At 58.8% G+C, this 24,026-nt stretch carries 25 protein-coding genes; 9 read left to right on the top strand and 16 right to left on the bottom strand.

Annotation, left to right across the window (positions count from 1 at the left end; genetic code table 11):
- Positions 1-47 precede the first annotated feature (47 nt).
- Positions 48-998: an FAD:protein FMN transferase gene (locus LPQ25_RS13920; protein WP_004179712.1), complete on the top strand. Its 951-nt coding sequence runs from the start codon at positions 48-50 to the stop codon at positions 996-998.
- Here LPQ25_RS13920 and dcuR read toward each other — a convergent pair.
- Both dcuR and LPQ25_RS13910 read right to left on the bottom strand, forming a co-directional pair.
- Complete coding sequence (dcuR, locus tag LPQ25_RS13915; protein WP_004176303.1) at positions 979-1,698, bottom strand: two-component system response regulator DcuR; 720 nt, start codon at positions 1,696-1,698, stop codon at positions 979-981. The genes LPQ25_RS13920 and dcuR overlap by 20 nt on opposite strands.
- Complete coding sequence (locus LPQ25_RS13910) at positions 1,695-3,311, bottom strand: sensor histidine kinase (RefSeq protein WP_004179714.1); 1,617 nt, start codon at positions 3,309-3,311, stop codon at positions 1,695-1,697. Before LPQ25_RS13910 ends, dcuR begins: the two co-directional genes overlap by 4 nt.
- Positions 3,312-3,466: 155 nt before the next feature.
- On the opposite strand from LPQ25_RS13910, the gene LPQ25_RS13905 reads away from it, so the two are divergent.
- The 4 genes from LPQ25_RS13905 (at position 3,467) to LPQ25_RS13890 (ending at position 7,911) form a co-directional block, all read left to right on the top strand.
- Complete coding sequence (locus LPQ25_RS13905) at positions 3,467-3,823, top strand: hypothetical protein (protein WP_004176301.1); 357 nt, start codon at positions 3,467-3,469, stop codon at positions 3,821-3,823.
- 163 nt (positions 3,824-3,986) lie between these two features.
- Positions 3,987-4,907 (top strand): N-acetylmuramic acid 6-phosphate etherase, encoded by a 921-nt coding sequence (locus LPQ25_RS13900; protein WP_004183912.1) that lies wholly within the window; start codon positions 3,987-3,989, stop codon positions 4,905-4,907.
- A 309-nt stretch (positions 4,908-5,216) separates the two neighbouring features.
- The gene (mqo, locus tag LPQ25_RS13895; protein WP_228975728.1) at positions 5,217-6,827 is read left to right on the top strand and encodes a malate dehydrogenase (quinone); all 1,611 of its coding nucleotides are present in this window, start codon (positions 5,217-5,219) and stop codon (positions 6,825-6,827) included.
- Between the two features lie 157 nt (positions 6,828-6,984).
- Positions 6,985-7,911, top strand: a complete 927-nt coding sequence (locus LPQ25_RS13890; RefSeq protein ID WP_002903632.1) for a LysR family transcriptional regulator — start codon at positions 6,985-6,987, stop codon at positions 7,909-7,911.
- On the opposite strand, the gene mdcH is transcribed toward LPQ25_RS13890, so the two are convergent.
- From mdcH to LPQ25_RS13845, 9 genes are all read right to left on the bottom strand, one after another.
- Complete coding sequence (gene mdcH / locus LPQ25_RS13885; RefSeq protein WP_015874762.1) at positions 7,901-8,803, bottom strand: malonate decarboxylase subunit epsilon; 903 nt, start codon at positions 8,801-8,803, stop codon at positions 7,901-7,903. The two genes, LPQ25_RS13890 and mdcH, sit on opposite strands and share 11 nt — an antisense overlap.
- On the bottom strand, positions 8,803-9,420 hold the full coding sequence (locus tag LPQ25_RS13880; RefSeq protein WP_004183919.1) for a malonate decarboxylase holo-ACP synthase: 618 nt from the start codon (positions 9,418-9,420) through the stop codon (positions 8,803-8,805). The genes mdcH and LPQ25_RS13880 overlap by 1 nt, the downstream gene beginning before the upstream one ends.
- 3 nt (positions 9,421-9,423) lie before the next feature.
- On the bottom strand, positions 9,424-10,383 hold the full coding sequence (locus LPQ25_RS13875) for an AEC family transporter (RefSeq protein ID WP_004148291.1): 960 nt from the start codon (positions 10,381-10,383) through the stop codon (positions 9,424-9,426).
- A gap of 136 nt (positions 10,384-10,519) precedes the next feature.
- Complete coding sequence (gene mdcE / locus LPQ25_RS13870; RefSeq protein WP_009308934.1) at positions 10,520-11,320, bottom strand: biotin-independent malonate decarboxylase subunit gamma; 801 nt, start codon at positions 11,318-11,320, stop codon at positions 10,520-10,522.
- Positions 11,320-12,153, bottom strand: coding sequence for a biotin-independent malonate decarboxylase subunit beta (locus LPQ25_RS13865; protein WP_004143105.1), 834 nt, complete (start codon positions 12,151-12,153; stop codon positions 11,320-11,322). The genes mdcE and LPQ25_RS13865 overlap by 1 nt, the downstream gene beginning before the upstream one ends.
- The gene (mdcC, locus tag LPQ25_RS13860; protein ID WP_004143106.1) at positions 12,146-12,445 is read right to left on the bottom strand and encodes a malonate decarboxylase acyl carrier protein; all 300 of its coding nucleotides are present in this window, start codon (positions 12,443-12,445) and stop codon (positions 12,146-12,148) included. The genes LPQ25_RS13865 and mdcC overlap by 8 nt, the downstream gene beginning before the upstream one ends.
- Positions 12,446-12,462: 17 nt before the next feature.
- Positions 12,463-13,305, bottom strand: a complete 843-nt coding sequence (locus LPQ25_RS13855) for a triphosphoribosyl-dephospho-CoA synthase (RefSeq protein WP_004143107.1) — start codon at positions 13,303-13,305, stop codon at positions 12,463-12,465.
- Entirely contained in the window at positions 13,305-14,960 is a 1,656-nt protein-coding gene (gene mdcA, locus LPQ25_RS13850) for a malonate decarboxylase subunit alpha (protein WP_004176297.1), read from the bottom strand. The genes LPQ25_RS13855 and mdcA overlap by 1 nt, the downstream gene beginning before the upstream one ends.
- Before the next feature lie 224 nt (positions 14,961-15,184).
- Positions 15,185-16,219: an AI-2E family transporter gene (locus tag LPQ25_RS13845; RefSeq protein ID WP_234599466.1), complete on the bottom strand. Its 1,035-nt coding sequence runs from the start codon at positions 16,217-16,219 to the stop codon at positions 15,185-15,187.
- Between the two features lie 442 nt (positions 16,220-16,661).
- On the opposite strand from LPQ25_RS13845, the gene kpnE reads away from it, so the two are divergent.
- The gene (gene kpnE / locus LPQ25_RS13840) at positions 16,662-17,024 is read left to right on the top strand and encodes a multidrug efflux SMR transporter subunit KpnE (RefSeq protein ID WP_004179723.1); all 363 of its coding nucleotides are present in this window, start codon (positions 16,662-16,664) and stop codon (positions 17,022-17,024) included.
- Positions 17,011-17,340 carry a multidrug efflux SMR transporter subunit KpnF gene (kpnF, locus tag LPQ25_RS13835; RefSeq protein WP_002903683.1) on the top strand — a complete coding sequence of 110 codons (330 nt, stop codon included), beginning with the start codon at positions 17,011-17,013 and terminating at the stop codon, positions 17,338-17,340. Before kpnE ends, kpnF begins: the two co-directional genes overlap by 14 nt.
- A 43-nt stretch (positions 17,341-17,383) precedes the next feature.
- Here kpnF and LPQ25_RS13830 read toward each other — a convergent pair whose 3' ends face one another.
- The 4 genes from LPQ25_RS13830 to LPQ25_RS13815 all read right to left on the bottom strand — a co-directional run bounded on the left by LPQ25_RS13830 (position 17,384) and on the right by LPQ25_RS13815 (position 21,336).
- Entirely contained in the window at positions 17,384-17,500 is a 117-nt protein-coding gene (locus tag LPQ25_RS13830) for a hypothetical protein (protein WP_004224649.1), read from the bottom strand.
- Positions 17,501-17,513: 13 nt separating this feature from the next.
- Positions 17,514-18,326 carry a trypsin-like serine peptidase gene (locus LPQ25_RS13825; protein ID WP_002903687.1) on the bottom strand — a complete coding sequence of 271 codons (813 nt, stop codon included), beginning with the start codon at positions 18,324-18,326 and terminating at the stop codon, positions 17,514-17,516.
- A gap of 938 nt (positions 18,327-19,264) precedes the next feature.
- Positions 19,265-19,684, bottom strand: coding sequence for an acid resistance repetitive basic protein Asr (gene asr, locus LPQ25_RS13820; protein ID WP_014907653.1), 420 nt, complete (start codon positions 19,682-19,684; stop codon positions 19,265-19,267).
- A 164-nt stretch (positions 19,685-19,848) separates the two neighbouring features.
- Entirely contained in the window at positions 19,849-21,336 is a 1,488-nt protein-coding gene (locus tag LPQ25_RS13815) for a carboxypeptidase M32 (protein ID WP_002903695.1), read from the bottom strand.
- Positions 21,337-21,552: 216 nt separating this feature from the next.
- Here LPQ25_RS13815 and LPQ25_RS13810 point away from each other — a divergent pair, with 216 nt between their 5' ends.
- Positions 21,553-21,645 carry a KPN_01571 family protein gene (locus tag LPQ25_RS13810; protein WP_004206050.1) on the top strand — a complete coding sequence of 31 codons (93 nt, stop codon included), beginning with the start codon at positions 21,553-21,555 and terminating at the stop codon, positions 21,643-21,645.
- 30 nt (positions 21,646-21,675) lie between these two features.
- Here the strand turns inward: LPQ25_RS13810 and LPQ25_RS13805 are convergent, their stop codons facing one another.
- Positions 21,676-22,926: an MFS transporter gene (locus LPQ25_RS13805; protein ID WP_004190291.1), complete on the bottom strand. Its 1,251-nt coding sequence runs from the start codon at positions 22,924-22,926 to the stop codon at positions 21,676-21,678.
- 130 nt (positions 22,927-23,056) lie between these two features.
- Here LPQ25_RS13805 and LPQ25_RS13800 point away from each other — a divergent pair, with 130 nt between their 5' ends.
- A complete protein-coding gene (locus LPQ25_RS13800) occupies positions 23,057-23,959 on the top strand; it encodes a LysR family transcriptional regulator (RefSeq protein WP_014907652.1) in 903 nt (300 codons plus the stop codon).
- Positions 23,960-24,026: the final 67 nt, after the last annotated feature.

Raw genomic sequence — 24,026 nt, 5'->3', positions numbered from 1 at the left:
GGGTTGGCGCTTTCGCCGCCCGGCTTGCCCCTTCTAAGGAGAGCCCGATGTCCGATAACCGCGTCTATAGCTACTCCGCCGTGTTGATGGGCTCGCCCATCCTGCTCAAACTCTGTTCCCACGATGAGGCGATGGCCTCCCGCGTTTTCCAGCTTATCAAGCGCTACGAAGACCTGCTCACCGTTAACCGCGCCGAGTCGCAGGTGATGGATATCAACCATGCCGCCGGGCGTCATCCGGTCACCGTCAGCCGACCGGTCTTTCAGCTGATCCAGTGCGCCAAAGCCGCCAGCATGGTGCGCGACAGCGCCTTTAACCTCGCCATCGGCCCGCTGGTGAAGCTGTGGCGAATTGGTTTTCACGGGCACAGCGTGCCTGACGCGGCTGATATCAGAGCCCGACTGGCGCTGACCCGCCCACAGGAGGTGATCCTCGATGAGGCAACCTGCAGCGTGTTTCTCCAACAGCCGGGGATGGAGCTGGATCTCGGGGCGATCGCCAAAGGTTATATCGCTGACCGCGTGCGCGATTATCTCCGTCAGCAGCAGGTGGAGAAGGCGCTGATCAACCTCGGCGGCAATGTGCATACCCTCGGCGAATGGGCCATTGGCCTGAAAAAACCATTTGCCGACGCGCAGGCGCTGATCGGTTCCCTGACGGTCAACGGGCAATCGGTAGTCACCTCCGGGACCTACGAGCGCTATTTCGAACAGGATGGCAAACGCTGGCACCATATTCTCGACCCGCGCAGCGGTTATCCGCTGGACAACGAACTCGACAGCGTGACGGTCATTTCCGCGGATTCTTTAGACGGCGACATCTGGACCACGCTGCTGTTCGGCCTCGGCGTGGAGAAGGGCTGCGCAGCGCTGCGTCAGCGGCAGGATATCGACGCGATTTTCGTTACCAAAAATCGCGACATTATTCTCTCATCGCCGCAGCGGCTGCGTTTTGCGCCGCTGGACAGCGGCTATCGGGTTATTGACTGTACTGCTTAAGCAAACTGTACTGTTCGGCGACCAGACGGTAGCGATAGACCGGCCGCCCGGTAGCGCCGTAGTGGATAGTGGTATAGAGAATATTGATCTGCGCCAGCCAAATCAGATATTTGCGGCAGGAAACGCGGGAGATATTCACCGCCGCCGCCAGCTCATCGGTAGAGAATTCGACATCCGGATGGGCGTCAATCCACTGGCAGAGTGTGCGCAGCGTTTGCGCGGTTAATCCTTTAGGCAGCTTGCGCGCGTCGCTGGCCTCCGGCGCGCCGCCGTGCAGCAGGCGGTCGACATCGGCCTGTTCGTAATAGGGCTGGCCGGTTATTAGCTTGCGCTTCTCCCGCCAGGTGGTGAGCGCCTCTTCAAAGCGCGGAAACTGGAAGGGTTTGATCAGGTAATCGACCACCCCGTAATGCATCGCGGTCTGTACCGTGGCGGCATCCGCCGCCGAGGTAATCATGATAACGTCGATGGCGCGACCCGACTCGCGGATGGTCGGCAGGAGATCGAGCCCGCTGTCCTGCTGCATGTAGACATCCAGCAGCACCAGATCGATCTCCTGCTGCGGATCGTTAATCATCTCCTGGGCCTGACTGAGCGTCGAAGCGCTCCCGCTGCAACGAAAGCCGGGAACCCTTGCCACGTACAGGCGATTCAGTTCGGCCACCATGGCATCATCGTCAACAATTAAAACATTTATCACGCAGGTTTCCTTTTACTATCCCAGGGGAGATGAACAAAAAATTGGGTAAATACGCCGGGTTCCGATTCGACGGCGAGGGTGCCGCCGAGCTCGCGCAACTGCTGGTTAGCAAGAAACAGCCCGACGCCGCGATTCTCGCCTTTGGTGGAGAAGCCTTTGTTAAAGATAGCGTCGATGTTGTTCTCCGGGATCCCCGGCCCATCGTCGCTCACTTCACCGCTTAGCCAGCCGTCCTGGTAGTGCAGCAGCAGGCCGATCTCACCCTCCGCCTGGCCGCACATGGCGTCCAGCGCGTTCTCAATAAGGTTGCCCAGCACCGTCACCAGCACCGTGACCTGTTTCTCGTTTGGACAATCCGGCACCAGGCTCTCCTCCGCCAGCGTCAGGGTAAAGCCGCACTCTGTGGCGCGCTGAATTTTACTTATCAGGAAGCCGGCCACCACCGGGGATTTAATGCGGTGCTGAATGTCGCCGATGTCCGCCTGGTAGCGGTGGGCGGTCTGCAGCACGTATTCCTCGAGTTTGCCGTAGCTTTTCATATTCAGCAGACCGAGGATCACGTGCAATTTATTCATAAACTCATGGGAGGTGGTGCGCAGGGCATCCACATAGCTCATCATGCCGTCCAGTCGCTGCAGCAATTGGCTGACCTCAGTTTTATCGCGGAAGGTACAGATGGCGCCGACCACCGCACCCTGGCTGCGAATGGGCACTGTATTGCCGATCAGCAGCAGACCATTGCACCCCAGTTCGCGGTCGTACATTGGCTCGCCGCTCTGCAGTACGGTCTGCAGATCGTCGAGCAGGGGGCTGTGAACGAGAGTCTTATCCGGGCCGGAAAAGAGGATCTCTTCCGCCGCGGGGTTGATGAGATTTACCTCGCCATGGGCATCGACCGCCACCACCCCCTCCTTGAGGGCGTGAAGCATGGCCTGACGCTGCTGAAACTGGGTGGATATTTCGTGCGGCTCCAGCCCCAGCAGTACGCGCTTCAGGCCGCGAACCAGGCTCCAGGTGCCCAGCGCGCAGACCAGCGCGCTGAACAGGATGGTCAGCAGCACGTCCCAACGGCTGTTGGCGATCTGTTCGTCCACTTTACTCAGTGAAATGCCGACCACCACCACGCCGATTTGCTGATGCCGTTCGTTGAACACCGGCGTAAACACCCGTAGCGCCGGGGCCAGCACCCCGTGGTTGATGGCGACATTCTCTTTCCCCTGCAGCGTCGGCTGAATATCGTGGCCGATGAACGGTTTGCCGATGATTGAGCTGTCCGGATGCGAATAGCGAATACCCTGCATATCGGTGACGATAGCGTACAACAGGTCGTTGCGGCGGGTAATGGCCTGCGCCAGCGGCTGAATGATCTGCTGCTGCGGGGGCGCCTCCAGTCCGCGCTTCACCTGCGGCATATCGGCCATGGTGCGCGCCACCGCCAGCGCGGTTTCTTTCAGACCGTCGCGGGTGGCGTTGCTGATCTGCATATACCACAAGGCATACACCAGCAGCAGCACGGCGCCGATGACGCTGCCGATCATCAAGGACACGGCGGTGCTCAGCTTTAACGGTAAGGCGCGTTGGCGAACGCGAGGCGGGTGCTCTGAAGCCTTCATGACGACCCCGGGTAGATTCAGTGAAAGATTATTATCGCCGATAGCGCGGCATACATAAAGCCGTGTAATCAAAGCAAAAGGCCGCTTTTGCTACGGCAGACTCCTCCTGCGCGCGGTACACTGCGGCTTTTCGCCACAGGCTTAAGGGAGACACTATGGAACTGGCTTCTCTGGTCCGGGATATCCTCCGGCAGCGGCACGTTGAACGTCTGGCGCAGCATCGTGAACAGGATAATGAAGCGGAAGCAGAGTGGGAGATCGCCCGCTGGCGGCATCGCAGCGGGGTGGTGATCCAGCGCCGCTATGAGCTCGAGATCGCGCAGCAGGATAGCGCATCCTGCCCGGAGTGCTGGATTGACTGGCAGGTTATCGACGCCGCCGGCCAGGAGATCAACCCGATGCGCAAACAGTTTTATAACCTTTGCCAGCAATCCTTCTGGCTGGCTATGCAGGCGGGTGGTGAAGATGAGACCTCAGACAGGATCGCTCAGATAACCGACAATCACCCGTAAACGCGCGTTGGGGACGGTAAACTGTGACCCCGACGGCGGTAAAGTGCAGAACATTCCACTTATAGTGGCGGCAGAGGTTAAATAGTCCTGATGAATATAAGGATATGCATCAGGCCGCTGATTTTGCCGAGATGCGCTTTTTCTGTCGTAAATGGAGGTTGTTATGAGCAGTTCGCTAACCGCGTCAATGCAGGCTCGTCGTCACCCGGAGACCACCCACATCGATCGCCTCGCCACCGCCGATATGCTGGCGATGCTGCATCAGGATGATAAGCAGATATCGGAGGCGGTCGGCGCCTGTCTGCCGGATATCGCCCGGCTGATTGATATCGCCACCGCGACGATAAGCCGGGGAGGGCGCCTGGTCATTATTGGCGCCGGCGCTTCGGGCCGGACGGCCATTGAGGCGGTCAGCGACTATTCACCGGAAGGTAAACACGCGCTGGTGGGGCTGATTGCCGGTGGGCAGACGACGGCGATGGCCGAGCGGGAGACTGCAGCGAATAATTATGACCTGGGCGCCTTTGAGCTGCAGTCGCTGGACTTCAGCAATCGCGATATGCTGCTGGCGCTGACCGTCAGCGGCAAGACGCCATGGGTGTGGGGGGCGATGCGCCACGCCTGGTCGCTGGGCGCCCCGATAGCGGTCATCACCCAGCAGCCGACCAGCGAGGCGGCGCAGCTGGCGGATATCATTATTGCTCCGCAGACCGGGCCGGAGGCGGTGGCGGGGTTAGCCAATCCGAAGGCTCAGTTGGCCCAGAGGCAGATCGTCAATATGCTGACAACCGGACTCGCCATCCGTGACGGTCGGGTGTACAGCAATTTGCGGGTGGACGTGCAGGCTGACAATTCGCACTGGGCGGAGCGGCAGATAGCGATTGTGATGGCGGCCACCGATTGCACGCGCAGTGAAGCAAAGGCCGCCCTGGCCAGCTGTCATCAGCACTGCCGCACCGCGATCCTGATGCTGCTCAGCGGGCTTGACGCCTGGCACGCGCGGGAGCTGCTAACCAAACATCACGATCATCTGCGCCTCGCCCTGCGTGAAGCCCAGCGTAGCGCTGTCACTCCCGCCCAGTAATCCCTTCTCTGCCAGGCGCGCGATGAGCATGCGCGCCTGGACTTTTGTAATTAAAGAAATTCTTAGCTTTTATTTTACCCGGCAATAGATATTGAATTTTCGACCTTATTTTTTTATCCGTCTTCGCTCTATTTTTAAAATTGATTTTTTAAGTTAAATAACTGTTTGGTTTAAAATGCGAGAGTGTAAATGATATTTTAAAATAAAGTAAAAGTGCGTTAATATGCTGCCTCTTATGACCGTGTGCTACGTGATAATTCTATTATGCCTGCAATGAAAAAAACGATTATTTCCTTAACCGCATTAGCGATGTTCGTCAGCGCGGCGACGCATGCTGAAGCGGATACCTCGAAAAAAACCGACTTCCTGCTGATTGGCGGCGGGATCATGAGCGCCTCGCTCGGCACCTGGCTTCAGGCGCTGCAGCCGGACTGGGATCTGACCATGGTGGAGAAACTGGACGGCGTGGCGCTGGAGTCTTCCAACGGCTGGAATAATGCCGGTACTGGCCACTCGGCGAATATGGAGCTGAACTATACGCCGGAGCGGGCGGACGGGTCGATTGACGTCAGCAAAGCGCTCGATATTAACGAGCAATTTATGATTTCCCGTCAGTTCTGGTCGGCACAGGTGAAACGCGGTATTTTGCACGATCCGCACTCGTTTATTAATTCCACGCCGCATATGAGCTTCGTCTGGGGTGATAATGTGGATTATCTGCAGAAGCGTTATAACGCGCTGCAGCAGACCACCTTATTCCAGGGGATGAAATTCTCCACCGATCACGCGCAAATTAAACAGTGGGCGCCGCTGGTGATGGAAGGCCGCGATCCGCAGCAGAAAGTGGCCGCCACCTGGACGCCGGTGGGTACCGATGTCAACTACGGCGAAATCACTCGCCAGCTGATCGGCAGCCTGAAGAAAAATAACCACTTCACCCTGCAGACCTCCTCTGAAGTAACGGATTTCAAACGTAATGCCGACAACTCCTGGCACGTAACGATTAAGAATGTGCAGAGCGGGGAAGCGCGGACTATTGACGCCAAATACGTCTTTATCGGCGCCGGCGGCGGCGCGTTGAAGCTGCTGCAAAAAACCGGTATTCCGGAAGCGGACAACTATGCCGGCTTCCCGGTGGGCGGCTCGTTCCTGATGACCGAGAACCCGGCGGTCACCGCGCAGCACCTGGAGAAAGTGTATGGCCAGGCTTCAGTCGGCGCGCCGCCGATGTCGGTGCCGCACCTTGACGCTCGTTACCTCGACGGTAAGCGCGTGGTGCTGTTCGGGCCATTCGCCACCTTCTCGACCAAGTTCCTGAAAAATGGTTCGTTCTTCGATCTGCTCAGCACTACCACCACCAATAACGTGCTGCCGATGACCCACGTCGGTCTCGACAACTTCGATCTGGTGAAATACCTGGTTAGCCAGGTGATGCTCAGCGATGATGACCGTTTCGCTGCGCTGAAAGAGTACTACCCGGACGCGCGTAAAGAAGACTGGAAACTGATCCAGGCCGGCCAGCGCGTACAGATCATCAAGAAAGACGCAGAGAAGGGCGGCGTGCTGAAGCTCGGTACCGAAGTGGTGGTCGATCAGCAGAAAACCATTTCCGCGCTGCTCGGCGCTTCGCCGGGGGCTTCCACCGCCGCGCCGATCACCCTGAACGTGCTCAAGCAGATGTTCCCGCAGCAGTTTAACTCGCCGGAGTGGCAGAGCCGCATTCACGCTATTGTGCCGAGCTACGGCCAGAAGCTGAACGGTAACGTGGCGCTGACCCAGCAGGTTTGGGATGACACCGCTGCGACCCTGCAGCTGACGAAACCGCCGGTGATCCAGATGCCAGCGGCTGCGCCTACCGCGACCGCCAAGCCGGCAGAGACGCCGCGCGAGGCCTCGCCGCAGCACGATATGGCGCTGTAAAAGCAAACTCGACAGTGAACAAAAGGGAAGACCATGGTCTTCCCTTTTTTGCGTTATTTACCGGCTGAGGCCGCGCGCTGCCTGCAACTTTGGCGTCATAAAAGATATACTGGTTTGAATTGAAATAAGAAAATTAAACCAGGAGTGTGGAAGGGCCATGCAAGAGGATATTAACCAGGAGATCACCTTCCGCAAGCTGTCGGTCTTTATGATGTTTATGGCGAAAGGTAATATCGCCAGAACCGCCGAAGCGATGAAACTCAGCAGCGTCAGCGTTCACCGCGCGCTGCATACCCTGGAAGAGGGGGTGGGCTGCCCGCTGTTTGTCCATAAAGGGCGCAACCTGCTGCCGCTGCAGGCGGCGTGGACGCTGCTTGAATACTGCCAGGATGTGATAAGTCTGATGAACCGCGGGCTCGAGGCGACGCGCAAGGTTGCAGGCGTCGGTCAGGGGCGGTTGCGCATCGGTACCCTCTATTCTCTGACCCTGGAAACCGTTCCGCGCATCATTATGGGGATGAAGCTGCGTCGCCCGGAGCTGGAGCTGGACCTGACGATGGGTTCAAATCAGATGCTGCTGGATATGCTGGAAGACGATGCCCTCGATGCCATCCTGATCGCCACCAACGAAGGGGAGTTCAATAATACCGCTTTCGACGTGGTGCCGCTGTTTGAGGACGATATTTTTCTCGCCGCCCCGGCGACTGAACGGCTGGATGCCTCACGGCTCGCCGATCTGCGCGATTACGCCGACCGCAAGTTTGTTTCGCTGGCGGAGGGGTTCGCCACCTATGCCGGATTCCGGGAAGCATTCCATATCGCCGGCTTCGAGCCGGAGATCGTCACCCGGGTGAATGATATCTTTTCGATGATAAGCCTGGTGCAGGCTGGCGTCGGTTTTGCCCTGCTGCCGGGGCGGATGAAGAAAGTGTATGAGAAGGATGTACAGCTGCTAAAGCTGGCGGAACCCTACCAGATGCGCCAGCTGATCTCTATCGTCTATTCGCACCATCGCGAACGCGATGCCGACCTGCTGGCGCTGGCAGCGGAAGGACGGATGTACGCCCGCAGTATTAATCGCTAAGCCGCTGCGCCAGATGGCGGGCGACGTCCAGGCCGCTGCGCTCCAGCGCAATGGTCTCCCCGCGCCAGCCCGCCTGGCGGGTCAGGCAGGTGAGCACCCCCCCGGGGGGCATCTCAATGGCTAAGCGCGCATCGCGCTCATCGGCGGCGACCATCGCCTCCTGCCAGTGGACCGGGCGCGCCATGTTCATCGCCAGATCGTCGGCGATCCGCTGCGGATCCCACAGCACGCGCGCCGTCGAGCCGCTTAAATAGGCGCACCGTGGGCGCCTTAAGCTGGCGCCGGCAAAAGCTTTCGCCAGCTCAGCGGCGGGTTTATCCAGCAGCGCGCAGTGCGACGGGACGCTGACCGCCAGCCGCTGGGCTTTACTGGCGCCAGCCCGCAGCGCCAGCTGCGCCACCTCGGCCATTGCCTCATCACGGCCCGCAATCACGAACTGCGTTTCGGCGTTCAGGTTGGCGAGATAAACCTCGTGGCCCTGCATCAGCGCCTCAACCCGCGGGCGGGTCAGGCCCATAATCGCCGTCAGTCCGTAACCTTCAGGATACGCCTGTTCCATTAAGTCCCCGCGCAGGGCCACCAGCCGCAACGCGCTGGCGAAATCGAGCGCGCCGGCAATCACCGCGGCCGGAAACGCGCCGATAGAGAGGCCGCTGACCATCTGCGGATCCACGCCCTGACGCTGTAGCTCGCGCGCCCAGGCGACACCGGCGATCAGCAGACAGAGCTGGACCGCACGGGTGTGTTGTAGCGCATCGGCGCTATCGAGGGTATCGACTTCATCCCCCAGCACGGCGCGCGCCTGGGTGAGGATTGCCTCGCGATCGGGGATCATCGCCAGCATGCCGGGACGCTGGCCGCCCTGACCGGGAAAGGTAAATAAAATCTTCATTATTCCTCCCTGTGCCACGGCGTCGCGGTTAAGCGCGCGCCGCGGGACGTTTTCAGCAGCGCGCGCCCGTCGCGCAGCCATTCATTAAGGGCGAAGGCGCCGTACGGCGTTTCGACCTGGGTATCAGCGCGGCATGGGAGTTGGGCCACCCGGGTCTGCCATTCCAGCAGCGCCTCGCGGTCCAGCGGCTGTGGCGCGCGGATCAGCAGATCCAGATCGCTGGCCGCATGCAGCACCGGGATCTCGGTTGCCAGCGCGTAGCCGGTACTGCCGGTGACGCCCCAGCCCCAGGGCCAACGGTGTAAGGTGAGGGCGATAGCCCCCTGGACCGGCGGCTGCGAGACAAACGGCGAGCAGAGTAATGCTTCGCGCTCGACAAGCATCTCCGGGGTGACGCTGCGCACGATATTGCGCGCCTGTACCCAGCCGGCGGCGCGCTGCTCGCGCTTCATGCCCCGCACCCCAACCGGGACGCGGGCCTGGTCGTCAACGTCGCGCCTCACCACCACCGGCAGCGCGGCTCGCCACTGCTGAGCCACCCACGGCTCGGCAATGTCTTCCAGGGCGCTGGCGTGGTTTAACCAAACTAAATCGTGGGGACGCGGCGTTGCTGACATGGTTTACAGTCCTGAAGTCAAAGAGATAAACAGCGGTAGCGACAGGATACACAGAACCGAGCTCAACAGCAGCACGGCTTCAGCATCCGGAGACTGTACGCCGAAGCGGTTGCCGAAGACCACGCCGAAGAAGCCGGCGGCCAGGGCTATCATCAGGATCGCGGTAATGGCAATGGAACCGTGCAACCCAAGTAACATCACCAGACCCCAGGCAATAAACGGCTGCACCAGCAGTTTCACGATGGTTGATGTAGCGATCAGTGCATTGAGCTGCAGTTTACGCGCCGACAGGATCACCCCGGTGAGGAACAGCGCGGCGGCGGTGGCAGCCAGGCCCAGCGGTTTGATCGACGCCAGCAGCAGGTCCGGCATTTTAATGCCGATCGCGGAAAGCACCACCCCAAGCAGCGGGCCCCAGACGATCGGTTTTTTCACCGAACGCCACATCAGCACCGGCAGCATCGCCAGCGTAGAACCGCTGTTTTCTCCCGCGGCGCGGGCTTTTTCACGTTCCAGAATCAGCAGGCAGAACGGGGTCATCAGCACCGAGCCGCAGGCGATAGAGACCGCTACCGACAGTGAGGTTGACGCGCCTTCACCCAGTACGCTGCCGAGGATCGGCAGACCTAACGCGGCATAGTTTGGCAGGGCGACGGTGAGGGTCAGCACCGCGGCATCCTGCGGCGTGCGTTTGAACACGCTGGTGGCGAGGAAGTAGATCGCGGCATAGGTGATCCACATCGCGCCGGTCAACACCAGCACCAACGGCGACTGGGCGACGATACCGGCCCACGGCGTTTGTACCGTCGCGCTAAACAGCGTGGCGGGTAAGGCAAAATCCATTACAAAAATATTAAGCAGCGAGACGTTTTTGTTATCTACCATCCCGGCCTTACCGGCCCAGAAGCCCAGCAGCATAATGACGAAAATCGGGGCAAGAGCATGAATAATCACATAAGTCATAAATCACCTGTAAATAAGATAGAGTACTGGCGCGATTGTTATTTTTTCTAAAAGCCGTCCCTACCCGGCGCGGTTATTACGCGCTCCGGGGGACGGCTTCCGGCAGGTTTTCTTCTACTACTTACGTACGAACGTTTTACCAGCTGGCGCGCATGCGATCGCGGACCAGCTGCGAGCTGCGGCGGTTTTCCGCGCCCAGACGGCACTTCAGTGAGGTATCGGTGCGCGCGTCAGCGATGGCGTCGCGCAGCGTGTTGCTGACCAACGACAGATCGTGGTCGTCAGGGGCATCCGGATTATTAATATCCAGAAGGGCGGAGAGCAGGCCGAGCGTCGCATAGTTGCTGACGTCGTAGGCCATTGGCGGAATGGTAGCCGCCAGTTTCTCCAGCGCCTCTACGGTACGCAGCGTAATGCGCGCCGCCGACGCTTTACCCATCGCGTGGATCAGCACGCCGCTATCGTTAAAGGCGATCAGGCGGTTGGCCTGGTAGCCGTGGGCCAGAAACGCCCCGGACATCGCTTTGCCGACGATCAGGCCAATTACCGGGTGGCCGGCCAAACGGGCTTTGGCATAAGCGCCAGCCGCCCCGGCCAGCGCCTGGTGAATGCCGAAAGCTTCTTCGCGGCGGCCATAGGCCTGGCTTGGCACATCGATCACGGCGACGATCGGCCGTTTGACTGGCTGGTCGGCGTCGGCGGCAATGGTTTCATTAACCACTTTCGCCAGCGTCCAGCCTTCCAGCAGGCCAACTTCGCCGCCGGCGGCGCGCGGGTAGTGGTTGTTAGCATCCGGGACCACGGCGATAAAACGCACGTTTTCGCCATTAATCTGGCCGTCTGCCACCTGGACGGAAGGGCACAGGCCGCTCATCAGCGGCGCGTCGGGCGCCAGTTTGTTCAGCCACAGCGCGGCGCGGTTTGGGAACTGACTCATTATTTATCCTCCCGGGCAAAAAGCTGTTTAATCTGCGCGGTATCCGCCTGCTGGCGGGTGTCGAACTGGCTCAAGCGACGCAGATAATCGTCATAGTTGTCGCTGCGGTGCTGTACCGGTACGCCTTTGGCGATCGCCTCATTCATTGCGGTTTTAACGGCGTTAACGCCATCGTTAACCAGCGCGTCGACCAGTCCGCTGGCGGCGCGAATTTCGCCGCCGGTCATGCTCCAGATAAACGGCCGGTTGCGGGAGTCGTACTCTTCAATGCCGGCTTCCTGCTCGATAACCTGCGGGCCGTTGAGGCCGAGACGGGCTTCACGAGTGACAATGAGATAGCTGCACAGCGCGGCGGCGATAGACATACCGCCAAAGCAGCCGACGGTGCCGGCGATGATGCCGACTACCGGCGTGTAGCGGCGCAGATCGACAATCGCCGCGTGAATATCAGCGATGGCGGCCAGACCGAGGTTGGCCTCCTGCAGACGTACGCCGCCGGTTTCGAGGCACAGCACCGCCTGCGTCGGGATACCGTTGCGGTTATCTTCCGCCGCCAGCTCCAGCGCGGCGGCCATTTTGGCGCCGGACACTTCGCCCATACTGCCTCCCTGGAAGGTGCCCTCGATGGCAATCACCACCGCAGGCTGGCCGTTGATCGTGCCTTTGGCGACCACCATACCGTCGTCGGACTGCGGGACGATGCCCTGGGCGCCGAGCCACGGCGACATAATACCGTCAAACGGATCCAGCAGTTCGCGGTAGCTGCCGTCGTCCAGCAGGGCGTGGGCGCGTTCGCGAGCGCGCAGTTCGATAAAGCTGCGATCGTTACGCATGAGCGGCCTCCTCAAAAACCTGTTCAATACGAATACGGGCGACGCCCGGCGTGGCGCCGAAGTCGTGGATAATCAACTGCCCGGCGGGCAGGCCGTTGATCAGGTTCAACCTGTCGAACAGCGCCTGCCAGCGCGCCTGGCTGTTATCCACTGAGGTGGTGATCTGTACGTTGAGCGTGGCGCTCTGTGCGGCGGTATAAAGTACTTCCATATCGCCTGAACCCACGACTCCTGCCAGCGCTCTGCCGCTCAGGGCGCGGCTGGCAGGAAATGACAATGTAATCTGTTCCATAACATCCTCTGAATGCGTTAGCCGGCAACTCTGTCGAGAAACAGGGTGGCGGCAAGGAGATCGGCGGCGCCTCCCGGCGAGGCGTTTAGCGCCAGCATGATTGCGTCCAGGCGGGCCAGGGCGGCGCGCCCGGCGAAACTGGCGCAACCGCCAGCCGCCAGCACCTCGCAAGCGCCTTGCTGCATGGCCTGCAGCCCGGCCATACCGGCGCGCGACAGCACGCAGGTATCGCTCAGCGAGGTCATGATGGCCATCAGCGCATCAAGCTGCGCCTGCGGCTCACTGGCGCCTCGCGCCCGGCTGTGCTGCAGTTGCGGCAGCGCCAGGCGGGTGATATGCGGGAAACCACACTGCGCTTCCTCGCGGGCGCCTGGCACCTGCCAGCGGCGGCTGGCGCGAAGCCCTTTACTAAAGCTTTTCGGCGCGAAGCCGTCGGGCAGGCGGGCGAGGGCGGCGGCGGCGTCGGCGATCGCCTGTGACTGACCCTCTCCACCCAACATCGCCACCGCGCTGACCAGCAGGCCTAGCGCCCAGATAGCGCCGCGGTGGGTGTTAACCCCACCCGTCGCCAGCATCATCTGCGCTTCGCCTTCGCGGCCAAGGCGGCCGACGGTTTCGCGCAGGGCGATGTCCGCCGGGCGACGCCAGCTTTGCTCGGCCAGCGCGTGAAAGGTCGGCTGCAGGCTGCGGGCGGAGCGCTCCATCAGCGCCAGATTCAGGTCCTGATGCGCGCCGTTGCCGCGGCTATCCACCAGACCCGGTTTCGGGCTCAGACGGGCTTCGTCAATCAGACAGGCGCTGGCGGTATGCGCCAGCCAGCTGACGCGGCTTTCTGCGTGCAGGGGGGAGAGATTTTTCATTACCAGCTCCGGAATTTTGCCGGTGGGTTGTACAGTCCGTCGGACCACTCCACCAGGTCGGCGACGCTGCCGGCGGCCAGCAGGGAGCGGGTGGCATCGCTGCGGCGAATCCCGAGATCTTCCGGGTAGACCACTTTGCCGCTCTGACGCAGCGCGGCAACGCGTTTGGCGTCCACACCAAGGCCGATATCGGTGATCCCGGCCACCGCGGCGACCATCGCCCGGCGCTCTTCAAGGCTCTCCGCACGGTACAGGTAGGCGATACCCTCTTCGGTCAGGACGTGGGTGACGTCATCACCATAAATCATCACCGGCGCCAGCGGCATGCCGGAGGTTTTCGCCACCTCAACTGCATCCAGCGTCTCAACGAAGGTTGGTTTCACGCCGGCCTGGAAGGTTTCGACCATCTGCACCACCAGCTTTTTCCCGCGCTGCATCGGGTCCGGCTCGGTGATCATATTGAGCCATGCCGGGGTGGCGTGGCGGCGACCGTGCGGGTCGTGGCCCATGTTCGGCGCGCCGCCGAAGCCGGAAAGACGGCCGCGGGTGACGGTCGAGGAGTTAGCCAGACCATCCACCTGCAGGGTTGAACCAATGAACATATCTACCGCGTACTGGCCCGCCAGCTGGCAGAAGGCGCGGTTAGAGCGCATCGAGCCATCCGGGCCGGTAAAGAAGATATCCGGGCGGGCGCGGATGTACTCTTCCATCCCCAGTTCGCCGCCGAAGCAGTGCACGCTCTCCACCCAGCCGCTCTCGATGGCCGGGATTAAGGTTGGATGCGGATTCAGGGTCCAGTGTTTACAGATTTTGCCTTTCAGGCCGAGCTGCTCGCCATAGGTCGGCAACAGCAACTCGATGGCGGCGGTATTAAAGCCGATACCGTGGTTAAGCGACTGCACCTGATGTTCCGCATAGATGCCCTTGATCGCCATCATCGCCATCAGTATGTGTTCTTGCTTAATCAGGCGCGGATCGCGGGTGAAGAGCGGTTCGATAAAGAACGGCTTGTCGGCAACCACCACGTAATCGATCCACGAGCCGGGAATATCGACGCGCGGCAGATCGCATTCGTCGTCCACCAGTTCGTTGACCTGGGCTATCACAATGCCGTCGTGGAAGGCGGCGGCTTCCACCAGCGCCGGGGTATCTTCGGTACTCGGTCCGGTATACAGGTTGCCTTTGCGGTCAGCTTTATAGCCGGCAATCAGCGCGACGTTTGGCGACAGATCGACGTACAGGCGCGAGTAGAGTTCGATATAGGTGTGGATGGCGCCGATTTCGAGCAGGCCATCTTCCAGTAGTTGCGAAATGCGCAGGCTCTGGGTGCCGGAGAAAGAGAAATCCAGCTTGCGGGCAATACCTTTTTCAAACAGGTCCAGATGCTCGCTGCGCCCGACGCTGGGCATAATCATATGCAGGTCGTGGATTTTTTGCGGATTAACTTCCGCCAGCATGCGCGAGAGGAAATCGGCCTGTTTCTGGTTGTTGCCTTCCAGCACAACCCGGTCGCCGGGGGCGAGCAGGTTTTCCAGTACGCTGACCAACTGGTCAGTCGGGATGACCTTACCTGGCATGTTCGCCTCGGCCAGCCGCCGCTGTTTTTCCGTTCGGCGACGGTTCCAGACCCGCCCCGTCGTTTGTTCTGCATTCATTAATAACCTCCTGATTCGACAAATCGTTTTGTTTGTCCTGGTGGAGATTAGTGTGCGACGCGAGGCTATGAGCATCAATTAAGCGCGGTGGCCGATCGTTAGCATCAGAGTAACGATTCCGCCGCAACGTTTGTGATGCGGATCAATAATACATAAGGCGTAGTGGTCTACGGAGAGAGTGTAGGGCAGGGAGCAGGCCGGCGAAGCGCCGGCCTGCGGAAGGACTACTGTTTACTGACATCGCTTAATAAGAAAGCGATACTCTGCCCGCCGCTGGTCTGCTCGAGGGCAATTTTGACGATAATCGTCAACGGCACCGAGAGCAGCATGCCAACCGGACCCAGCAACCATCCCCAGAAGATTAAGGACAGGAATACCACCAGCGTCGAGAGGCCCAGCCCGTGCCCCATGATACGAGGTTCGAGAATATTGCCGAATACCAGGTTGACGATCAGGTAGCCGGCCAGCACTACCAGCGCCTCGTACAGACCACCGAACACCAGCACCTGCAGGATCGGCGGAATGGCCGCCAGCACGGAACCGATATTGGGAATATAGTTCAGCGCGAAGGCCAGTAGCCCCCACATAAAGGCGAAGCGCACATCCAGCAGCACCAGCATGCCCCAGACCACCAGGCCGGTGATCAGGCTTATCGCAGTTTTCAGCACCAGATAATGCGATACGCTGTCGATGGCCCGCTGGATGGCGCCCATGCCTTCTACTGGTCTGGACATTAACTGCTGCAGCTTAGCGGGAAGCTGCGGCACCTCCAGCAGCATAAACACCACCGTCAGCAGCAGCAGAAAAATGGAGGACATGGCGTTCGACAGCTGAGTGAGCAGGCTGGTGACCAGGGTCATTACGGCGTTAGGGTCGATGTACTTATTGAGCTCGACCACCGAAACGGTGAATCCCATACGCTGCAGCCAGGGCGCGATGGTTTGCATCGGCTCATAGAGATAGTTGCGATACTGCGGCAGGGTGCGCGCCAGCTCGTTGAGCGAGGTCCCCAGCGAGGCCAGCAGCACAATGGCTAACATAACAATCAGGCCAATCAGTAGCGAGATCGCCAGCACGCGCGGCACCCGGCAGCGGACCAGTAGCTGGACCAGAGGATTGATGATCACCGCCAGAAAAAGCGCCAGGATAAACGGGACGATTATGTCCGCCGCAAAGCGAATGCCGGTAAGGATGATCACCAGCATGCCCAACATGATGACCATCTTTAATCCGTTAAGTGTAATAATGGGTTTAGCCATAGGATCCCGACCTCAAACTTCCTTGCCTATTAACAGGTTGCGTTACATTAGCATAATGACGCTTTTTTGCAGAACAAACGCATTGAACAAAAACCGCGGCGTAAAGAATTGCAAAGTCTTTGAATTAAATGTAGCACTATGCTACAAATCTACCTGTGTTTAACTACTGAGGACAATTTTCATCCGCACCGGACGAGAAGCAACACCGCGGATAATTGTAATTTTATGGACAATCAGTTCAGGATGTATATTTTAAATCACCCCGCAGTATCCCTCACTTTTTCCCGTTTTGCCGGCGAACAGCACTGGCATTCGGCGCTATAGTCACCTTCTTTCTGCCTGAGCTGGCGCCAAGCGCACAGCGATATCTACGTCAGAAATTTTCCTGTTTACGTCTCGCGTAAACGGTAATGGATTATATTCTCAAGCAGGAGAAGGGATCATGTTTTATTGGATTTTATTAGCTTTAGCAATTATTGCTGAAATTACCGGCACCTTGTCTATGAAATGGGCAAGCGTGAGCGGCGGGCACACCGGCTTTATTTTAATGCTGGCCATGATTGCCCTGTCATATATTTTTCTTGCCTTTGCGGTTAAAAAGATTGCCCTCGGTGTGGCCTATGCGTTGTGGGAAGGGATCGGTATTTTACTGATTACCCTGTTCAGCGTGCTGCTGTTTGATGAGAGTCTGTCCCTGCTGAAAATAGCCGGCTTGACCACCCTGGTGATAGGGATCGTCTTAATTAAGTCCGGCACCCAGAAAAAAGCGTCTTCACAGCAGGAGGTGGCCCATGCAGCAGTTTGAGTGGATCCACGCCGCCTGGCTGGCAATCGCCATTGTGCTGGAAATTATTGCCAACGTCTTTTTGAAGTTTTCCGACGGCTTCCGCCGCAAGATCTACGGCATCCTGTCCCTGGCGGCAGTATTGGGCGCGTTCAGCGCCCTGTCGCAGGCGGTTAAAGGGATCGATCTCTCGGTCGCCTATGCGCTGTGGGGCGGCTTCGGTATCGCGGCGACCATCGCCGCCGGCTGGGTGCTGTTTGGTCAGCGTCTGAATAACAAAGGCTGGGCGGGGGTTATCCTGCTGGTAGCCGGCATGGTGTTAATTAAACTCGCCTGACGTCTCGCCGCCTGCAAAGCCAGGCGGCAAACGGAAACTTCCTTCACGCCTTGCCCCGCTGTAATTGTGTCAGGTGACGCTGAGGGCTGCGCAGGTTCACTGCTTTCGGCTGGCGGAAAATCATTTCCGCCAGGACGATGTCAATAATGATATTCTTCACCGGCCTCGGTCCATTACTCACCGGCAAGCGCCTCCAGCTTATCGCGAAAGCCAGTCACCGCAATGGCGCGATTGTCCGCCCGCCAGCGATCCTGCGGGCCGGGGGCCGAACTCTGCACGGCGATCACCTGCCAGCCGTCCTCCGTTTTCAGCAGCAGCGGCGAGCCGCTGTCGCCAGGCAGGGTGTCACACTGATGCGACAGTACGCTGGTTTGCGCCCACCCTGTCACGATGCAATCCTGGTGGCTGTAAAGATTATCGAGATGATCTTCAGGATAGCCAGACTGGGTAACTTTACGGTCCGCCGCCTTCAGCGCGGCGGTGAGATCGGCCTTGCTGCCCGGAAAGAGCGGGATCGGCGTAATGCCAGACGGAGCATAGCGCAGCACGATCAGACCAAAATCGGACGGCGCTGCAGCGGAAGGGACAATCCAGCCGTCGCCATCGGCTTTCAGGCGTCTGCCTAAGCTGGGATCGACTCGCCCGTCAATGCCGTGGATCTCATAGACCCAGTTGCCCTTGCGGGAAATAAAGCGCAGGGCGACCGCTTTGTCCGGCTTGCCGCGCGGGGGCGTTAACAGACAGTGGCCCGCGGTCAGCGCCAGATGCGGAGAGATGAGCGTCGCCGTACACAGATTGCCGCTGGCGGTTTCCAGCTGGCCAATCGCGTCCCACGGACTCTCCTCGGGGCGGTTCACCGCTTTGCGGTCATCGTGACCGAAAAACAACGTCTTAATATCTTTGGCGCTCAGTCCGCTATCATCGGCATGTGCGCCCAGAGGTAACAGATAAAATGAACACAGTAATAACAGAACGTCTCTACGCATATCACTCTCTGGGGAGGCTATGATGTCTATTGACAGTAGCAGGAGATTTAAGTTTTTGAAAGTAAACAATAATTCTAAACAGGCCAAACCGTATACCACATCAGCGCGCGGTGGGGTCTGGCGCTGGTAAAACCTCCTGATTTCAAGCGGTTAATACCAGTGTTCTGCTTGTGCTATTTCCGCAGAAAGTGGCGTCTTGCGCAACAAAATTCATGTATCAGAACGTACTGAATTCGGTTAATAATGCAGCAATTCATCCGTGGGATTATTCCTGGTTTGTCAGCATAATGCCCAAAAATAATACTTTTACCCACCAGATCTTCACCGGAATTCGCACTTCTTTACGCCTCTCGTAATTATTTTCAATGCGAAACATTTTCTCACCGAAAACGTTGTTACCGTCGCCCTGCTGTTGAGTAAATAGAGAGGTAGTACCGGCGATGATAGCCTGAACTCTATTTCCCCTGCGTTCGGAGGGCTTATGTCTAAAAAAGGTATTCGCGCACTGGTTTATGTTTCCCTGGTCTCAGTCGCTATCTGGGGCGCGACCGGCTATCTGGTGATGGAAGCCGTGCGTGCATTGTGATGGGCGCGCCACACGGCAAGGGCCAGGCGTGCGACATATTACGACTAACATGTCTGGCGTCTTCTGGCGCCGGACATTTTTTTGCGCCGCAGAGAGTCACAGGATAATGGGAAGCGGGGAGCGGGTCAGCGATAGCCGCACGGTATTCATTTTAATGAAAAGCTGGTAGAAGCAGCAAAATGCGAGCGCGGGATAAATAATTAAGAGAGGAAAAAACGGGTTGCAACCACTGCGCATATAATTAGCAGGATCAGGATGAGCTCAAAACGATAGCGCCGCAGCATAGTGCTCTCCAGAAAAAACGGCGCTGAAACAGCGCCGATTATTAAGAAGGTTGGTTCACCGGGAGGAATTATGCTGCCGGCTGTGCAGTCGGTTTAGCGGCCTGGTGTTTAGTGGTTTTGTGGTGTTTTTTCGCTGCCTGCGCTTTCTGGGCTGCCGGTTTAGCCGCAGCTTTGTGATGCTTTTTCGCCGCCTGAGCTTTCTGCGGAGCAGCTGGTTTAGCTGCTACTTTTTTGTGTTTTTTAGCGGCCTGGGCTTTCTGAGCAGCGGCTGGTTTAGCTTCTGCTTTTTTGTGTTTTTTGACAGCCTGAGCTTTCTGCTCTGCGGCCGGTTTTGCCGCGGCTTTGTGGTGTTTTTTGTGATGGGTGGTCTTGGCAGCCGTGCTGTGGGTGGCAGCCGGTGCCTGAGTGGTGCTTACTGCGTCAGCAGCGAAAGCGGCGGAAGAGAGACCCATAGCAGCGGCAACGACCAGAGCTAATACTTTTTTCATTCTGATATCCTCGAAAAGTTTTCTTAATTTCAACCCCACTGCGGGGCCGGTGAAATCACTATATGCTTGTCTTTTCGAGCTTTCCGTGAGTGTTTGGTATCGGCGTGTAACCGAATGTACAAGGCGGGAACGACAGGACGCGCCGGGTAGCCCGGCGCGTATGATTACAGGTAGCGAGTGGTCAGGTGCTCGCGGAAGTAGCGGCTATTAAGATCCTCACCGGTGGCCTGCTGAATCAACTGCGAGGTGGTGAAGCGGCTGCCATGCTGCCAGATATTCTGCCGCAGCCAGTCGAACAGGGCGCTGAAATCGCCTTCCTCAATATCGCGATCTAATGTCGGCAGCGCGCGGCGGGCCGCGGCCATCAGCTGCGCGGCATACATCGCGCCCAGGGTATAGGAAGGGAAATAGCCGAATCCGCCGTCGGTCCAGTGAATATCCTGCATGCAACCATCCCGATAGTTGCCGGTGGTCGACAGCCCCAGCCAGTGCTGCATTTTCTCGTCCCACAGCGACGGGATATCATCTACCTCAATCTCGCCGTCGATCAGCGCACGTTCAATTTCATAACGCAGGATGACATGCGCCGGATAGCTCACCTCATCGGCATCGACGCGAATAAAGCCGGGTTTCACCTGCTGATTCCAGGCGACAAAATTGTCCTGGCTAAAGGCCGGCCGATCGCCAAACCGCTCGCGCACCGCCGGTAACAGGCGGTTAAGAAACCGCTCGCTGCGTCCCAGCTGCATTTCAAAAAACAGGCTCTGCGACTCGTGGATAGCGGTGGAGCGGGCGAGTCCTACGGGCTGGTCGACCCACGGGCGAGGTAGATTCTGCTCGTAGCGGGCGTGGCCGGTTTCGTGGATCACGCCGAACAGAGCGCTGAGCAGGTCGTTTTCGTTGTAGCGGGTGGTGATACGCACATCTTGGGGTACGCCGCCGCAGAACGGGTGGGCGCTGATGTCGAGGCGCCCGCCGTCGAAGTCAAAGCCAAGGATACGCATCGCCTGCAGGCCCAGCTCCCGTTGTTCAGCAATGGGGAAAGGCCCCTGCGGGGCGATTAGCGTCTGCTTCGCCTGCTTCTCCACCGCCTGGCTAAGCAGGGAAGGTAGCCACGATTTGAGATCGGCGAACAGGCTGTCCAGCCGCGCGCTGGTCATATCCGGTTCGAAAATATCCAGCAGCGCGTCGTAGCGTGAGCCGCCCCTGGCATCGGCGCGGATCTGCGCTTCCTGACGGCTCAGTCTGACCACCTCGCGTAGGTTGTCGGCAAAGCCCGTCCAGTCATTGGCGGGACGCTGGCTGCGCCAGGCATGCTCGCAGCGGCTGCCGGCCAGCGATTTTGCTTCCACCAGGCTCTCCGGCAGCAGCGCCGCCTGATCGTACTGACGCTGCATTTCCCGCAGGTTGGCCTGTTCAACATCATTAAGATCCTGCTGGCGGGCCTCCTGTAACCATTGTCCCACTTTTTTATCGGTCAGAATCTGATGCTGCAGCACGCCGAGCTCGGCCAGCGCTTCGCCGCGGGCGACGCTCCCGCCCGGGGGCATCATCGCGAACATATCCCAGCCGGCGATGGCGGCGAGATGCGAAAAGCGCGACAGGCGCTGAAAGGTACGGGTAAGCTGCTGATAAGGCGTATTTTCAGTCATAGTGGCGTTCGGTCCGTGACAGGTGAATAAAGAGATTATCGCTTTGCCTCTACACTATCCTGATACGCCCGGCGGGTCGAGCGTTGCGCATAGGGGAAGGGAAAGACACATGGCGGGAGAATAAGCTCACCTCTGTGATCGGTGTGACAGAAAACGGTAACATATCGGTACTAAACTGTGATCGATTACACAGGTCTGGAGGTTCGGGGGTGGTTTATGAATCCGTTCACCTGGCTGTTTATTGCACTACTGTCCGTTGATGCCGTCAGAGAGCTGATGGGCTTGTCTTCCATAATGGGCATGTGGTGAAACGTGGCCCGCAGGCCACGTCACACGCGACTATTTCAGTCGCTGATGTAAGCAGGTGCCGGTCAACAGCGCGGCAAGGAGCAGCAGCGCGATAAACCCACCGACGCCGTTCCAGCCGTAGTGATGCCAGAATACCCCGCCTAACGTCCCGGCAAGACTTGAACCCAAATAATAGCTGAACAAATACAGCGATGATGCCTGACCGCGGGCGCGGCGGGCGCGTGGGCCAATCCAGCTGCTGGCGACGGAATGCGCGGCGAAGAAGCCAGCGGAAAACAGCAGCATGCCGATGAAAATAAGCCACAGGGAAGAAAAGAGCGTCAGCAGCAGGCCGCAGAGCATCACCGCTGTAAAGCCAAGCATCACCGGCCCGCGGCCAAAGCGTACGGTCATGGCCCCTGCCTTCGGTGAACTCCAGGTCCCGGTGAGATAAGCTACCGACAGCAGGCCTACCACCGCCTGGCTTAACGCCCACGGCGACATCATCAGCCGGTAGCCAATATAGTTAAACAGGGTGACAAAAGCGCCCATCAGCAGAAAACCTTCGACGAACAGCAGCGGCAGGCCACGGTCGCGCCAGTGCAGACGGAAGTTAATCAGCAGCGTTTTCGGTCGCAGCGAGGTCGGGCGGAAATGGCGCGACTCGGGCAGGATACGCCAGAACATAATCGCCGCGGCCAGCGCAAAGCCGCTGATCGCCGCCAGCGCCACGCGCCAGCCGAAGAAATCGGTAAAGACCCCGGTCAGCAAGCGGCCGCTCATGCCGCCGATGGAGTTGCCGCTGATATAGAGTCCCATCGAAAAGGCGACGAAACTGGGGTGGATCTCCTCGCTCAGATAGGTCATTCCGACCGCCGCTACGCCGCTCAGTGACAGGCCGATGAGCGCGCGCATAATCAGGATGCCGTGCCAGCTGGTCATCATAGTCGACAACAGTGAACAGCAGGCGGCCAGCAGCAGGGCGGTGACCATCACCGGCTTGCGGCCTATAGCGTCCGACAGCGGGCCGGTAAACAGCAAGCCCACCGCCAACATCGCCGTGGAAATTGAAAGCGAAATACTGCTGCTGGCCGGCGACACGCCAAACTCGTTCGACAGCACCGGCAGGATCGGCTGCACACAGTAGAGCAGGGCAAAGGTGGCCAGACCGGCGGAGAACAGCGCTAGAGTGACGCGCATAAACTGCGGGGTGCCACGCTTAATAAACGGATCCGGGCGGGATGCACCAGCGACGCTGACCTCGCCCGCCGGCACGGTGTCAACGGTTGTTGTACGACTCACAGAGAATTCCTTGCGTAGAAGTTGCTGCTTACCAACAGAGTGTTGTGACCATTCAGCTCACATTTTTAGGGTATGAAAATGTAAATATTCTGTCTAATATATTAATAATCTCAAATAAGACGTTTTAAATATGAATATCGAGTTGCGTCATTTGCGCTACTTTGTCGCCGTCGCTGAGGAGCTACATTTTGGCCGCGCCGCGGCGCGACTGAACATCTCTCAACCACCGCTAAGCCAGCAGATTCAGATCCTTGAGCAGCAGACCGGCGCTCGCCTGTTTGCCCGTACCAACCGCAGCGTCAGCCTGACGGCGGCCGGAAAGCAGTTTCTCGCCGATAGCCGACAAATCCTCGCCCAGGTGGATGAGGCGGCTGCTCGCGCCGCCCGTCTACACCATGGCGAAACGGGTGAGCTGCGCATCGGCTTTACCTCCTCGGCCCCTTTTATTAAGGCCGTCTCCGATACGCTATCGATGTTTCGCCAACGCCTTCCGGATGTGCATATTCTCACCCGCGAGACTAACACCCGCGAACAGATAGTGCCCCTGAGCGAAGGGGCTCTGGATTTGGGGCTGCTGCGAAATACTCAACTGCCGGACACTCTGGCGTGGGAGCGGGTTCTGCGCGAGCCGCTGTTGGCGATGGTCCCGGCGAATCACCCGCTGGCCCGCCAGCCCTCGGTCAGCCTGGCGGCGCTGGCGCGCGAGCCCTTCGTCTTTTTCGACCCGCACGTCGGCACTGGCCTGTACGACGACATCCTCGGCTTGCTGCGCCGCTACGGCCACACGCCGAAGATTGCCCAGGAGGTGGGGGAGGCAATGACGATTATTGGTCTGGTGGCCGCCGGACTGGGGGTATCGATCCTCCCGGCCTCCTTTCAGCGCGTCCAGCTCAGTGAAATGCGCTGGCTGCCGATCGACGAACAGGATGCGGTATCGGAGATGTGGCTGGTGTGGTCTAAACACCATGAGCAAGGGGCACTGGCAAAACGCTTTCGTGAGGCGCTGCTCGCCTGGAAAAGCGAGCATAATTGAGGCGAAAAGGGGCTGGAAATGTGCGGTAAATCACAAGGCTAAGTAAAAATTTGACGTTCACCGTCGA

It is taken from the genome of Klebsiella sp. KPN54798, assembly GCF_021184225.1.
Lineage (GTDB): Bacteria > Pseudomonadota > Gammaproteobacteria > Enterobacterales > Enterobacteriaceae > Klebsiella > Klebsiella pneumoniae.
The sequence above is the reverse complement of the archived record's forward strand: the minus strand, read 5'-3'. Positions and strand labels throughout refer to the sequence as shown.

Coding starts and splice junctions, on each gene's coding strand:
- mdcE (WP_009308934.1), bottom strand. CDS start 11,320: ATGAGTCAGTTCCCAAACCGCGCCGCGCTGTGGCTGAACAAACTGGCG.
- LPQ25_RS13905 (WP_004176301.1), top strand. CDS start 3,467: ATGGAACTGGCTTCTCTGGTCCGGGATATCCTCCGGCAGCGGCACGTT.
- LPQ25_RS13865 (WP_004143105.1), bottom strand. CDS start 12,153: ATGCGTAACGATCGCAGCTTTATCGAACTGCGCGCTCGCGAACGCGCC.
- mdcA (WP_004176297.1), bottom strand. CDS start 14,960: ATGAATGCAGAACAAACGACGGGGCGGGTCTGGAACCGTCGCCGAACG.
- LPQ25_RS13880 (WP_004183919.1), bottom strand. CDS start 9,420: ATGTCAGCAACGCCGCGTCCCCACGATTTAGTTTGGTTAAACCACGCC.
- mdcH (WP_015874762.1), bottom strand. CDS start 8,803: ATGAAGATTTTATTTACCTTTCCCGGTCAGGGCGGCCAGCGTCCCGGC.
- LPQ25_RS13815 (WP_002903695.1), bottom strand. CDS start 21,336: ATGACTGAAAATACGCCTTATCAGCAGCTTACCCGTACCTTTCAGCGC.
- mqo (WP_228975728.1), top strand. CDS start 5,217: ATGTTCGTCAGCGCGGCGACGCATGCTGAAGCGGATACCTCGAAAAAA.
- LPQ25_RS13890 (WP_002903632.1), top strand. CDS start 6,985: ATGCAAGAGGATATTAACCAGGAGATCACCTTCCGCAAGCTGTCGGTC.
- kpnF (WP_002903683.1), top strand. CDS start 17,011: ATGCAGCAGTTTGAGTGGATCCACGCCGCCTGGCTGGCAATCGCCATT.
- LPQ25_RS13855 (WP_004143107.1), bottom strand. CDS start 13,305: ATGAAAAATCTCTCCCCCCTGCACGCAGAAAGCCGCGTCAGCTGGCTG.
- LPQ25_RS13810 (WP_004206050.1), top strand. CDS start 21,553: ATGAATCCGTTCACCTGGCTGTTTATTGCACTACTGTCCGTTGATGCC.
- LPQ25_RS13900 (WP_004183912.1), top strand. CDS start 3,987: ATGAGCAGTTCGCTAACCGCGTCAATGCAGGCTCGTCGTCACCCGGAG.
- kpnE (WP_004179723.1), top strand. CDS start 16,662: ATGTTTTATTGGATTTTATTAGCTTTAGCAATTATTGCTGAAATTACC.
- LPQ25_RS13845 (WP_234599466.1), bottom strand. CDS start 16,219: ATGGCTAAACCCATTATTACACTTAACGGATTAAAGATGGTCATCATG.
- asr (WP_014907653.1), bottom strand. CDS start 19,684: ATGAAAAAAGTATTAGCTCTGGTCGTTGCCGCTGCTATGGGTCTCTCT.
- LPQ25_RS13875 (WP_004148291.1), bottom strand. CDS start 10,383: ATGACTTATGTGATTATTCATGCTCTTGCCCCGATTTTCGTCATTATG.
- LPQ25_RS13920 (WP_004179712.1), top strand. CDS start 48: ATGTCCGATAACCGCGTCTATAGCTACTCCGCCGTGTTGATGGGCTCG.
- mdcC (WP_004143106.1), bottom strand. CDS start 12,445: ATGGAACAGATTACATTGTCATTTCCTGCCAGCCGCGCCCTGAGCGGC.
- LPQ25_RS13825 (WP_002903687.1), bottom strand. CDS start 18,326: ATGCGTAGAGACGTTCTGTTATTACTGTGTTCATTTTATCTGTTACCT.
- LPQ25_RS13910 (WP_004179714.1), bottom strand. CDS start 3,311: ATGAAGGCTTCAGAGCACCCGCCTCGCGTTCGCCAACGCGCCTTACCG.
- LPQ25_RS13800 (WP_014907652.1), top strand. CDS start 23,057: ATGAATATCGAGTTGCGTCATTTGCGCTACTTTGTCGCCGTCGCTGAG.